This is a genomic window from Pseudarthrobacter sp. RHLT1-30-1 (genome assembly GCF_059383415.1).
On record NZ_JBWZCG010000013.1, the window covers coordinates 49,758 to 62,453 of the forward strand.

Below are 12,696 nucleotides of genomic sequence, written 5' to 3' on the forward strand. Positions count from 1 at the left end.
ACCAACGACGGGAATTGGGAACCACACGGGAATCCCGCACGTTGTGGGTTTAGGGACACTGGCCGCGTCAGTCTGGACGTTGGCCGACTTAAGGAGGTCGTGATGCCGCTCTCGGAGCACGAACAGAAGTTGCTGGAGCAACTTGAGAAGCAGCTGCATGAGGACGATCCCAAGTTCGCCAGCTCGATGGGCTCGGACGCGGGACGCTCATGGTCAACCCGTCACTTGGTGATCGGCGTCCTGGCCACCCTGGCAGGCATCGTTCTCCTGCTCTTTGGCGTGACGATCCAAAACATCTTCGTCGGCGTCCTTGGCTTCGTGGTGATGGGTGCCGGGGTCTACTACGCGACCATGCGCGGAGCCGCCGCCGGCAAAGCCAACGCTGCCGGTCCGGCCCGGAAGTCCGGGAAGCCCAGGAGCTCGTTCATGAGCAACCTTGAGGAACGCTGGGACGAGAGGCACCGCGGGGAGTCCTGACCGGCCCCTGCCGAACCCCACTTGGAGTTCCTCCACTTTCAACCACCGGCACGACGCCGGCGGCACAAAAGACCCGCTGCGGCGGGTCTTTTGCCGTTAAGCCCGGCTGACCACGGCTCCTCGCGGCAGTGCCAACCGATCTGACGCCCCACAACAGCCCCCGCGGACCGACACGCACCCCCGCCGGGCCTGCACCGGCCCCCGGTTCGCGCCTCTCCGGACGGCGGAACGCCGCGGCCCTCCCCAATCCCTCCACTGCGCACCACCAGGGCTGATTCCCCGTCAGAACAACGAATCGGGCGGTCCCGGTCCCGGAAGTCGGCGGAGAAAGCTTCGGCGTGTCGTTGACTGTGGAGGGATGTGGAGTAATGTGGAGGACGTAAGAGGGTAGTGGCAGCACGGGGGACGTTGGGCTTTCCTACGAACAGACAGGCGGTGGGCCGTGTTTCTCGGCACACATTCGCCGCGTCTGGACGAAAAGGGTCGAATCATCCTTCCCGCGAAGTTCCGCGAGGAACTTGCCGGGGGACTGGTCCTCACGAGGGGCCAGGAACGTTGCATCTACGTCTTCAGTGAGGCGGAATTCGGCCGGGTTCACGAGCAAATGCGGGAGGCTCCACTCTCCAGCAAGCAGGCTCGGGACTATATCCGGGTTTTCCTCTCTGGAGCCTCCGACGAGGTACCTGACAAGCAGGGGCGCGTGACGATTCCGCCGGCGCTCCGGGAGTACGCAGGGCTCGGCCGGGAACTCGCCGTCATTGGTGCAGGAACCCGCGCTGAGATCTGGGACGCCCAGGCCTGGAACGAGTACCTCGCCGAAAAGGAAACGGCCTTCTCGGAGACCGACGACGCCATACCGGGGATCTTTTGAGCCCCACCCCGGCAGCACTGCACGATTCTTGACCGAGATCTCCAGCCGCCCATCCGGTTGTTTTCCTGGCTCACTTCCCCGGAGCCAGGCGGACGCAGGATAGGCGCGGATGGGGATCTGGATCAAGAAGCGGCACGCGCAGCCAGCACCGCACTCCAGGAACCGGCCGGACAACGAAAGGACGCAGGCATGACAGACCCTGACCCGTCAAAGCCCACGTCCGAACGGCATGTACCGGTCCTCAAGGACCGGTGCATCAATTTGTTGGCGCCCGGGTTCGAGGCGGCGCGGCTCCGCGGCGAGACCCCCGTGGTCATTGACGCCACCCTCGGAATGGGCGGTCACTCCGAGGCCATGCTGCAGCGCTTCCCGGACCTGCACCTGATCGGCATCGACCGCGACGAGGAAGCCCTGGCCCTCGCCGGAGCCCGCCTCCAGCCCTTCGCCGACCGGATCGACCTGGTCCACGCGGTGTACGACGAGATCCCCGAAGTCCTGGCGGACCTCGGTTTCGCGGAGGTCCACGGTGTCCTGATGGACCTCGGGGTGTCCTCGCTCCAGCTCGACGAGCGGGAGCGCGGATTCGCCTACTCCTTCGACGCTCCGCTGGACATGCGCATGGACACCAGCCGCGGACAGACCGCCGCCGACGTCGTGAACAACTACAGCGAAGAGGACCTGGTCCGGATCATCCGGAAATGGGGCGAGGAGAAGTTCGCCGGCCGCATCGCCAACCGGATCGTCACCGCACGCGCCGCGAAGCCCTTCAGCACCACCGGCGAGCTGGTTGAACAGATCCGTGGTGTGGTGCCGGCCGGAGCCGCAAAATCCGGCGGCCACCCCGCCAAGCGCACCTTCCAGGCGCTCCGGATCGAGGTCAACGAGGAACTCGACGTCCTGGAACGCGCCGTCCCCGCCGCCATCCGCGCGATCGCCGTCGGCGGCCGCGTTGTCGTTATGTCCTACCACTCGCTGGAGGACAAAATCGTGAAGGGCTTCTTCCAGTCCGGATCCAAATCCTCCGCCCCCCTGGGATTCCCGGTGGAGCTGGAAGAGCACAAACCCGAACTGAAGTCCCTGACGAAGGGCACCGAAGTGCCCACCGCAGCCGAAATCGCCGAGAACCCACGCGCCGCTTCCGCCAGGCTCCGCGCAGTGGAACGCATCAAAGCCAGGAGGGCCGCATGAGCACCGCCGCTGTCAGCAGATTCCCCATTGCCACCACCGCAACGGCCCGCGCCCTGCCCGGGACCCCCGGCACCGGCCCCACCCGGAAGACGCGCACGCCGCTCTCCCTGGTCCGGTCGGCCCCGCGCAAGCGCCGTGCCCCGTTCGTCGTGCTCTGCTTCGGCCTGCTGGCCGTGGCGCTCATGGCGGTGCTTGTCCTTAACATCTCCGTCTCCACCGCGCAGTACCAGCTCGTGCAGCTCCGCGGCCAGCAGTCCACCCTGACGAAGCAGAACCAGGACCTGACCCAGCAGGTGCAGAACTTCGACGCCCCGCAGAACCTGGCAGCCAAAGCCACCGAACTGGGCATGGTCGCAGCCACCGCCAAGGGCCAGATCGACCTCTCCACCCTGACTGTCACCGGCAAGGCCAAACCCGCAGTGAAGGGCGACGCCCCGGGCGCCGTCATCGCAGCGCCCGCCGTTGCCGGCCAGCTCAGCGTTGTTCCTCCCGCCACCGCCTACGAGCCGCTCGCAAACCGCAAGCCCGCCGCTGCTCCCGCCGCAGCGGACGCTGCTCCCGGCGCCGGGACCGCGCCCGGGGCCGCAACTGCTGCCACCGGCGCTGAGGCGGCCCCGGCAGCTCCGGCCGCGGTTCCCGCGCCGCCGGCTGTTGAACTCCACGGGGGTTCGGTTCCGGCGCCGGCACAGAAGGTCCCGGGACAGTAGCGCAGGACGGACCACCAGCCAGGCAAGCAGCAAGGAAACATCGTGGCAAAGAACACCGGCAGGGCACGCAAGCCGAAGGCGCCGAGCGCGACCCGGCGGCTGCGGCTGGGCCTGGGTGTCATGCTGACGCTGCTGCTTGTGGTCGGCGGAAAACTCTTCCTGGTCCAGGGCCTCGACGTCGGGGGCATGGCTGAAGCCGCCCTGCAGAACCGGCTCACGCCGATCGAGCTTCCGGCCGAACGCGGCAGCATCCTGGATGCCAACGGAACCGTCCTGGCCAGCAGCGTGATCCGCTACAACGTCGTCGTGGACCAGCGCGTGAACACCAAGACCGAGTCGTTCCGCCGGTTCGACGAGGCGAAAGAGGAGCTGGTCAAGGTTTCCCGGGACGAGGGCATCTCCGAGCTGGCCCCGCTGCTGGGCATGGACACGGCCACCGTCAGGCAGGCCCTCACAGGGGACCAGCCCTACTACATTGTGGCCAAAGACCTGAAGCCCGACGTTGAAGACCGCATCTCCAAACTGCAGATCCCAGGCATCGTCACCGTGGGCACCAGCAAACGCGTCTACCCCAACGGTTCAGTGGCCGGCGGGATCGTCGGCTTCCTGCAGGACGGCGCCACCGGACAGGCCGGCCTCGAACAGACCCAGAACGAGATCCTCAAAGGCGCCCCCGGCAAACGGCTCTTCGAAATCGGCGCCGACGGGCTGCGCATCCCGGTCGGCGTGGACCAGCTGACGCCTGCCGTTAACGGCAAGGACATCAAGCTCACCCTGAACTCCGACCTGCAGTACTTCGCCCAGCAGGCCATCCAGAGCCAGCGGGACAAACTCAGCGCCGAGTGGGGCGTCGTCATCGTCGAGGACATCAAGACCGGCAACATCGTCGCCATGGCGGACACCAACTCCCCGGACCCCAACGACCCCGGCAAGGTCGACGCAAAGGACCGCGGAGTGCGGGCCGTGACGGCCGCCTACGAACCGGGCTCCGTGCAAAAAATGGTCGTGGCCGCCGCCCTGATCGAGGAGGGCAAGTCGAGCCCGCTGGACACGTTCACCATCCCGTCGTCCTACACCGTGGACGGTCAGACGTTCAACGACGCCTTCAGCCACGGCACCGAGGAGCGGACCCTGGCCGGCATCCTGGGCTGGTCGATGAACACCGGCACGGTCATGGCCGGCTCACGGCTCAGCAAGGACCAGCGCTACGACTGGCTGAAGAAGTTCGGCATCGGGGAGGCGCCGGACATCGGGCTTCCCGCCCAGGCCGCGGGCATCCTGACCCCGCCCAGTGAGTGGGACGGCCGCCAGCAGTACACCGTGCTGTTCGGCCAGGGCGTCTCGCAGTCCACGCTCCAGACGGTGCGGGCCTTCCAAACGGTCGCGAACAACGGCGTGATGCTCCAGCCGCGGCTGATCGACAGTTACATCAACCCCGACGGCACCGAGGAGAAGGTGCCGGTGAAGGACCCGCGGCAGATCGTTTCCCCGGACACCGCCAAACAGGTCCGGGACATCCTCGAGAGTGCCGTCACGGAGGGCCAGATCAAGGAAGCGGCGCTGGACGGCTACCGGGTCGGCGCGAAGACCGGCACCTCGCAATCACCCTGCGACGACGGCACCGCCGGGTTCTGCGGCTACACGGCATCGATGGTGGGCATGGCGCCGATGGACGATCCTCGGTTTATTGTTGAAGTGGTGCTGCAACGGCCGAAAGGCGATATCTACGGAATCTCGAACGGTCCGGTGTTCCGGTCCGTGATGAGCCAGGCGCTGCGGACGTTCAACATCCAGCCGTCCAGCGGCGAACCCGTCCGGCTGCCGCAGTTCGCCAAGTAGCGCCCGAGAACCAGCACCACCACCACGAACCTGTAACGGGAACCTGAGCCTGCGGGCCGGAGTATCACTCCGTGCGCAGCGCCGGATCCACCAGTACCACCAACGGAGACCCACGTGTCAGATCAGAATGCCCCCGGCGCTTCCGCCGCGCCGTCCGGTCCGGGTTCCAGCAAGGGATTCCGGCCCACCGCGGTCGCCCCGGTGCCGCTGGCAACCATCGGTGAGGCCATCGGCGTCGTGGTCCCCGGGGCGTCCGCCTCCGTCCCGGTCACCGGGATCTCACTGAACTCCCGCTCCGTCCAGCCCGGCGACCTCTACGTCGCCCTGCCCGGCGCGAGCCGGCACGGGGCAGACTTTGTCTCCCAGGCCGTGCAGGCGGGAGCGGCCGCGGTGCTGACCGACGACGCCGGCGCGCGCCTGCTGGCCTTCTCCCACGACATTGCCGTCCCGGTGCTGCTGGCCGGTGAACCGCGCACCCTCGTGGGCGGGCTCTCCGCCCTGATCTACCGGAGCCGGCCGGACGATGCGCCCGCTCCCGCCCTCTACGGTGTAACCGGCACCAACGGCAAGACCACCACCACCTACTTCATCAACGCCCTGCTGCAGGCCCTCGGGAAAAAGACCGGACTGATCGGCACGATCGAAATCCTGGCCGGCGGCGAAGCCATTCCCAGCCTGCTCACCACACCGGAGTCCACCGATGTGCACGCCCTGCTGGCCCTGATGCGCGAACGCGGCCTCGACGCTGCCTCCATGGAGGTCTCCTCGCACGCCATCTCGTTCCACCGCGTCGACGGCGTCGTGTTCGACGTCGCCGGCTTCACCAACCTCACCCAGGACCACCTGGACCTGCACGGCAGCATGGCGGAGTACTTCCAGACGAAGGCGCGGCTGTTCAGCCCCGGGAGGGCGCGCAGCGCCGTCGTGACGGTTGACGACGCCTGGGGTGTGCAGCTTGCCGGCACCGCCGGAATCCCGGTCGCGACGCTGGCCACGCACGGCGCCAGCCCCGCCGCTGCCGCAGACGCCGGCGCGACCGCGGACTGGACGGTCCGCAGTCCGGCCCCGCGCGGGCTGGGCACGGACTTCACCCTCAGCCACCGGGACGGCACCGAACTGCGGATCCACACCGGGCTGCCCGGAAGCTTCAATGTGGCCAACGCCGCGCTGGCCACAGCCATGGTGATCGCGGGCGGCCACGACGCCGGCGCCGTCCAGGCCGCCCTGGACGCGGGCGACCCCTTCACCGTCGCCGTCCCCGGCCGCATGCAACTCGTCTCCACCGCCCCCGCGGCCGTGGTCGATTTTGCCCACAACCCGGACGCGCTGGCCCGCGCCCTCGAAGCCGTCCGCTCCCCGGAGCCGGGATCCCGCGTGATCATCGTCTTTGGCGCGACCGGACAGCGTGACCAGGGCAAGCGGCCGGCCATGGGCGCCATCGCCGCGCGCCTCGCCGACACCGTCATTGTCACCGACGACGACCCGCACGACGAGGACGCCGCGGGGATCCGTGCGGACGTCCTGGCCGGCGCGGTCGAGGCCAGGGACCACGAGGGACTGGGCTGCAGCATCCTCGAGGTCTACCCCCGGGATGCCGCCATCCGGAAGGCCGTGGAACTCGCCGGCCCGGCCGACACCATCCTCGTCGCAGGGCGGGGCCACGAAATTTGGCAGGAAGTCAAGGGCGTCAACCTCGCCCTTGACGACAGGGTGGAGCTCCGCTCGGCCTTGACAGCTCGGGGATTCACCGTTCTCGAAGACCAGCGGATAGAGTCCTAAACCGAGATGATTGCATTTACCGCGGCGGAAATCGCCGACCTAACCAACGGCCGGCTGGCCGCAGAACCGGGGATCACCCCCGGCTCCGTGGTGACCGACTCCCGCGAAGCCACCCCGGGATCCCTCTACGTGGCCAAACCCGGGGAGGCAGCCGACGGCCACGACTTCGTCGGCGCGGCCTTCGAGCGCGGCGCCGTCCTGGCCCTGGTCCAGCACGACGTTGCCGACGACGCCGGGCGCAACTATCCCGCCGTCGTCGTCCAGGATTCGGTCCTGGCGATGGGCGCCCTCGCCGCTGAAGCCGTCCGGCGGATCCGCGCCGCACGCGCCGCCAACGGCGAGCCGCTGACGGTGATCGGCATTACCGGTTCGGCCGGCAAGACCACCACCAAGGATCTGCTGGCCGGAATCCTGGCCGCGGAAGGCCCGACCATCGCACCGCAGGGTTCCTACAACGGTGAAGTGGGCGTCCCGCTGACCGTGTTCAAAGCCGGCACGGACACCCGCTACCTCGTGATCGAGATGGGTGCCACCGGCGTCGGACACATCCGCTACCTCGCGGAGATGGTCCGCCCGGACATCGGTGTGGTGCTCGGCGTTGGCACCGCCCACGCCGGTGAATTCGGCGGGGTGGAGAACATCGCCCGCGCCAAGGGCGAGCTCGTCGAAGCCCTGCCCGCAGCCGGCACCGCCGTGCTCAACCTCGATGACGCCCGCGTCGCGGCCATGGCCGCCCGCACCGGCGCCACCGTGCTGGGCTACTCAGCCCGGCCTGCCCGCGGCGGCCAGTCCGGCAGAGCCCGTCCGGACAGCGCCGGTATAGACCGAGCCGGTACCGGCAGCGCCGTTGCAGGAGTCCGCGCCGAGGGCGTCGAACTCACTGCCGCCGGCCACCCCCAATTCGAACTCTTCCTGCCCGGTGAGAGCGCCGGACACCACGTCACAGCCAAGCTGATCGGCGCACACCACATGGCCAACCTGCTGGCAGCCGCGGCAGCTGCCCACGCCGCCGGCGTGCCCGCCGAGCGGATCGCCGCCTCCCTCAGCAGCCAGGCGGCCGCCAGCCGCTGGCGGATGGAACGCACCGAACGGGCCGACGGCGTCACTGTCATCAACGATGCCTACAACGCCAACCCGGAATCGATGCGGGCCGCACTGCGGACCCTCGCCGATCTCGGACGGGGCCGCCGGACCTGGGCCGTGCTCGGAGCCATGCTCGAGCTCGGCCCGGACTCGATCCGCGAACACATGGCGGTGGGCACCCAGGTGGTCCGGCTCAACATCTCCCGGCTTGTGGTCGTGGGGCGCGAGGCCCGCTCGCTCTATGTCTCCGCCGTCAACGAGGGCTCCTGGGGCAACGAATGCGTCTTCGCCGAGACACCGGAGGAGGCCTACGACCTCTTGCAGGCCGAGCTGGAACCCGGCGACCTCGTGCTGTTCAAATCGTCCAACAGCATCGGGCTGCGCCATTTGGGTGATCGGATAGCATTACCCCCTGCAGGAACCGCCACCGAAGGAACCGCCACTGAAGGGAGTGCGCTGCTGTGATTGCACTGCTGATGGGGTCGGGAATGGCCCTGCTGTTCTCCTTCCTGGGCACCCCGCTCTTTATCCGTTTCCTGGTCCGGAAGAGCTACGGGCAATTCATCCGGGATGACGGACCCACCACACACCACACCAAGCGCGGCACCCCCACGATGGGCGGCACCGTGGTGGTCCTGGCGGTGCTCGCCAGCTACGGCATCACCCACCTGGTCATGTGGATGATGAACCCGGACTCGCCGGGCCCGAGTGCCTCGGCCTTGCTGCTGCTGTTCCTGATGGTCGGGATGGGGCTCGTCGGCTTCCTGGACGACTTCATCAAAATTTCCAAGCAGCGCAGCCTGGGTCTGGACGCCAAGGCCAAGCTGATCCTGCAGGCCGCCGTCGGCATCATCTTCGCGGTCCTCGCGCTGTATTTCCCGGACGAGAACGGCATAACGCCCGCCTCGTACCAGATCTCACTGGTCCGTGACATCCCGTGGCTGAACCTTGCGTTTGCCGGTACCGTCGTCGGCGCCATTCTTTTTGTGCTGTGGTCGAACCTGATCATCACCGCCGCGACGAACGGGGTGAATCTCACGGACGGGCTCGACGGCCTGGCCGCCGGCGCCTCGATCATGGTCTTCGGCGCGTACACCCTGATGGGGATCTGGCAGAGCAACCAGGCCTGCGGTTCGCCACGGCAGACCGGCTCCGGCTGCTACACCGTCCGTGACCCGCTGGACCTTGCCCTGCTCGCCGCCATCCTCAGTGCGGCGCTGGTCGGCTTCCTGTGGTGGAACACCTCCCCGGCCAAGATCTTCATGGGCGACACCGGCTCACTGGCGATCGGCGGCGCCGTGGCCGGCTTCGCCATCCTGTCCCGGACCGAACTCCTGCTGGCCTTCATCGGCGGCCTCTTCGTCCTGATCACCCTCTCGGTGATCATCCAGGTCGGCTATTTCAAGTTCACCAAGGGCAAACGGTTCTTCAAGATGGCCCCGCTCCAACACCACTTTGAACTCAAAGGCTGGGCCGAGGTCACCGTCGTCGTCCGGTTCTGGATCCTGTGCGGGCTCTTCGTCGCCGCGGGCCTGGGCATCTTCTACGCCGAATGGGTGGTACTGCTGTGACCGGTCCGATTCCCGCACCACTATCCACCTCGGCCCGGGTCCAGGACCTGGTCAGCTGGGACTCCGACTGGGCCGGACTGCGGGTCGTTGTGACCGGCATCGGAGTCTCCGGTTTCGCCGCCGCAGACACCCTCATCGAGTTGGGCGCCCGCGTCATCGTGGTGGACGCCGCCACCGGCCCCAAGGCACAGGCCCAGGCGGAGACGCTGCGGATCGTCGGGGCGGTCGAGGTCCTGCTGGGTGAGGACGCGGTGGGTGCCGTTCCCAGGATTGACGGCGCCAAGCCGGACCTGGTTGTCACCTCCCCGGGGTGGCGGCCGGACCAGGCCCTGCTCGCGGCCGCGGCGAGGGCCCACATCCCGGTCTGGGGCGACGTCGAACTGGCCTGGCGGGTCCGCGAACGCAACGGACGCAAGACCGCCGACTGGCTCACGATTACCGGCACCAACGGAAAGACCACCACCGTCGGGCTGACCGAATCGATGCTGCAGGCCGCAGGGCTGAAGGCCATCGCCGTCGGCAACGTCGGCACCCCGATCCTTGATGCCCTGCGCGACCCGGTGGACTACGACGTCTTCGCCGTCGAACTCTCCAGCTTCCAGCTGCACTGGAGCCACTCCGTTTCCCCGGTCGCGAGCGTCTGCCTCAACGTTGCCGAGGACCACGTCGACTGGCACGGTTCCTACGCGTCCTACCTGGCGGACAAGGCCAAGATCTACGAACACACGCAAAAGGCGTGCATCTACAACGCGGAACAAATCGAAACCGAACGTATGGTCGAGGATGCCGACGTCGTTGAGGGCTGCCGTGCGGTCGCGTTCACCACCGGCACGCCGGCGGTCAGCATGCTCGGCGTCGTCGAAGGGCTCCTGGTGGACCGGGCTTTCATCGCCGGCCGCAAGGACAGCGCGGCCGAACTGGCGTCCGTTTCGGACCTCGGGCCAGTGGCTCCGCGCCACATGGTGGCCAACGCCCTCGCGGCCGCGGCCCTGGTCCGGGCCTACGGGGTGGAACCGGCCGCGGTCCGCAAGGGCCTGCTGAACTACCTGCCGGGGGACCACCGCATCCAGCTGGTGGCCAGCCACGACGGCATCCTCTGGGTCAACGACTCCAAAGCCACCAACCCGCACGCCGCCGCGGCGTCCCTCTCCGCGTTCCAGCACGTTGTCTGGATAGCGGGCGGACTGTCCAAAGGCGTGAGCTATGACGCCCTGGTCCAGGAGCATGCCCCGCGGCTGAAGGCTGTCGTCCTGATCGGCACTGACTCCGGTGATCTCCGCTCCGCGCTGCGGCGACACGCTCCCGATGTCCCCGTGATCGCCGCGGCTACGGGCGAAACTGAAGAGGTGCAGACTGCCGGAGCGGCCGACGCCGACGCAGGACCCCCGCCGATTGCCGGTGGGACTGTGATGGCCCGGGCCGTTGCGTCGGCGGCGCAGCTGGCCGCCTCCGGGGACACTGTGCTCCTGGCCCCGGCGGCTGCGTCCATGGATCAGTTCTCTTCCTACGCTCACCGCGGCGACGCCTTCATTGAAGCTGTCCGCGAGCTAGTGGAAGGGCAGGCTCAGACCAGCGAGGAGTAACAATGGTCAGCACGCCCACCCGTAACACCGCGTCCGCGCCGGCCGCGGGAAATCCGTGCGCTGCGAAGACACCGGCAGCAAATGCATCGGTGCCCCCGGCACGAACCGGCCTGCAATCGGCCGGCCGGAAAGTCCGCCTCTGGTACGACGGATTCTGGTCCGCCCTCGAAGGGTCGGGCAAGTCCCGCAACGGCTCGACCTACTATCTGATCCTCGGCTCGACACTCGCGCTGACGGCTATCGGCATCCTGATGGTGCTCTCCGCCTCCAGCGTCGAGGCCATCGCCGCGGGGGAGTCGCCCTACACCGCCGCGCTCAAGCAGGGGATGTTCGCCGGGATCGGCCTTTTCGGCATGTTCCTGCTCTCCAGGGTCAACGTGGTCTGGCTCAAGCGCGGCGCCTGGATCGCCATCCTTGCGGCGTTCGTGCTGCTGGTGCTGGTGCTGCTCATCGGCCGCAGCGCCCTCGGCAACCAGAACTGGATCGACGTCGGCCCCTTCACCTTCCAGCCCTCCGAGGCGGCCAAACTTGCCCTTGCCCTGTGGATGGCCACCGTGCTGGACCGCAAGGCCAAGCTGTTGTCCCAGGCCAAGCACGCCCTGGTCCCGGTGGTGCTGCCCGGCGCCGCCGGAGTGATCACGCTCATCCTGATGGGCAACGACCTCGGCACCGCCATGATCGTCATGATGATCACCGCGGCCGCCCTGTTCTTCGCCGGGGTCAGGCTGTATCTGTTCGGGATCGCCGGGGTTGTCCTCGTGGCGGGAACGGTCGTGCTGGCCCTGACGAGCCCGAACCGGGTCTGCCGCATCCTGTCCTGGACCGGCCAGACCTGCGCGGACGGCTCGGACGTGAACTACCAGTCCACGAACGGCCTGTATGGCCTCGCCTCCGGCGGATGGTTCGGCGTGGGGCTCGGCCAGAGCCGGCAGAAGTACAGCTGGATCCCGGAAGCCCACAATGACTTCATCTTCGCCATCATCGGCGAGGAACTCGGACTGGTCGGGACCCTGGTGGTGCTGGTCCTCTTCGCCATCCTCGGCACCGCCATCTACCGCGTCGTTGTCGCGCAGAAGGCCATGTTCCACCGCGTCCTCGCCGGCACGATCATGGTGTGGCTGCTCGGCCAGGCGACGGTCAACATGGCCGTGGTCACCGGCCTGGCCCCGGTGGTGGGAATCCCGCTGCCGTTCATTTCCTACGGCGGCTCGGCACTGCTGATGTCGCTGTGTGCGATCGGCGTAGTCTTGTCTCTGGCCCGGGCCCAGATGGCACCCGGAATCCAGCCGAAGCGGCTGTTCAGGTTCGGCCCGGCGTCACTGGCTGCAACGCTGCGCAAGCGCAGCGTTGCAGATGGAACCGGCAAAAAAACAGCCAAAAAAACAGCCACAAAAACGGCCAGGAAAAGAGCCACCACCACGGCCAGGAACGACGCAAAGACCGCGGCCGGCAGCAGAACCCAAGCGGCCAATGGCCCGGCGCCCAGGGACGCCGCGGACCCGCGGACCGCCACCAGAACCGCCACCAGAACCCCAGTACCCGGAACCCCGGGCAACAGAACCCCAGCCCCCAGCAATCCGGCACGAAAGCGTAAATAG

The 12,696-nt window shown here is 67.8% G+C and carries 10 protein-coding genes; all 10 read left to right on the forward strand.

Going from position 1 to position 12,696, the window contains the following annotated elements:
• Positions 1-102 precede the first annotated feature (102 nt).
• The 10 genes from AC50YM_RS11215 to ftsW all read left to right on the forward strand — a co-directional run bounded on the left by AC50YM_RS11215 (position 103) and on the right by ftsW (position 12,696).
• Positions 103-477: an SCO2097 family morphological protein gene (locus AC50YM_RS11215; RefSeq protein WP_494957023.1), complete on the forward strand. Its 375-nt coding sequence runs from the start codon at positions 103-105 to the stop codon at positions 475-477.
• A 442-nt stretch (positions 478-919) separates the two neighbouring features.
• Positions 920-1,348 carry a division/cell wall cluster transcriptional repressor MraZ gene (gene mraZ / locus AC50YM_RS11220; RefSeq protein WP_226761014.1) on the forward strand — a complete coding sequence of 143 codons (429 nt, stop codon included), beginning with the start codon at positions 920-922 and terminating at the stop codon, positions 1,346-1,348.
• A gap of 189 nt (positions 1,349-1,537) precedes the next feature.
• A complete protein-coding gene (gene rsmH, locus AC50YM_RS11225) occupies positions 1,538-2,536 on the forward strand; it encodes a 16S rRNA (cytosine(1402)-N(4))-methyltransferase RsmH (protein ID WP_494957024.1) in 999 nt (332 codons plus the stop codon).
• Complete coding sequence (gene ftsL / locus AC50YM_RS11230; protein ID WP_494957025.1) at positions 2,533-3,243, forward strand: cell division protein FtsL; 711 nt, start codon at positions 2,533-2,535, stop codon at positions 3,241-3,243. The genes rsmH and ftsL overlap by 4 nt, the downstream gene beginning before the upstream one ends.
• Positions 3,244-3,285: 42 nt before the next feature.
• The gene (locus AC50YM_RS11235; RefSeq protein WP_494957026.1) at positions 3,286-5,082 is read left to right on the forward strand and encodes a peptidoglycan D,D-transpeptidase FtsI family protein; all 1,797 of its coding nucleotides are present in this window, start codon (positions 3,286-3,288) and stop codon (positions 5,080-5,082) included.
• A 114-nt stretch (positions 5,083-5,196) separates the two neighbouring features.
• Positions 5,197-6,861, forward strand: coding sequence for a UDP-N-acetylmuramoyl-L-alanyl-D-glutamate--2,6-diaminopimelate ligase (locus tag AC50YM_RS11240; protein ID WP_494957027.1), 1,665 nt, complete (start codon positions 5,197-5,199; stop codon positions 6,859-6,861).
• Positions 6,862-6,867: 6 nt separating this feature from the next.
• Positions 6,868-8,409, forward strand: a complete 1,542-nt coding sequence (locus AC50YM_RS11245) for a UDP-N-acetylmuramoyl-tripeptide--D-alanyl-D-alanine ligase (protein WP_494957028.1) — start codon at positions 6,868-6,870, stop codon at positions 8,407-8,409.
• Positions 8,406-9,515 carry a phospho-N-acetylmuramoyl-pentapeptide-transferase gene (gene mraY, locus AC50YM_RS11250; protein ID WP_494957029.1) on the forward strand — a complete coding sequence of 370 codons (1,110 nt, stop codon included), beginning with the start codon at positions 8,406-8,408 and terminating at the stop codon, positions 9,513-9,515. The genes AC50YM_RS11245 and mraY overlap by 4 nt, the downstream gene beginning before the upstream one ends.
• On the forward strand, positions 9,497-11,098 hold the full coding sequence (gene murD / locus AC50YM_RS11255) for a UDP-N-acetylmuramoyl-L-alanine--D-glutamate ligase (RefSeq protein WP_494957030.1): 1,602 nt from the start codon (positions 9,497-9,499) through the stop codon (positions 11,096-11,098). Before mraY ends, murD begins: the two co-directional genes overlap by 19 nt.
• Before the next feature lie 2 nt (positions 11,099-11,100).
• Entirely contained in the window at positions 11,101-12,696 is a 1,596-nt protein-coding gene (gene ftsW, locus AC50YM_RS11260) for a putative lipid II flippase FtsW (RefSeq protein ID WP_494957031.1), read from the forward strand.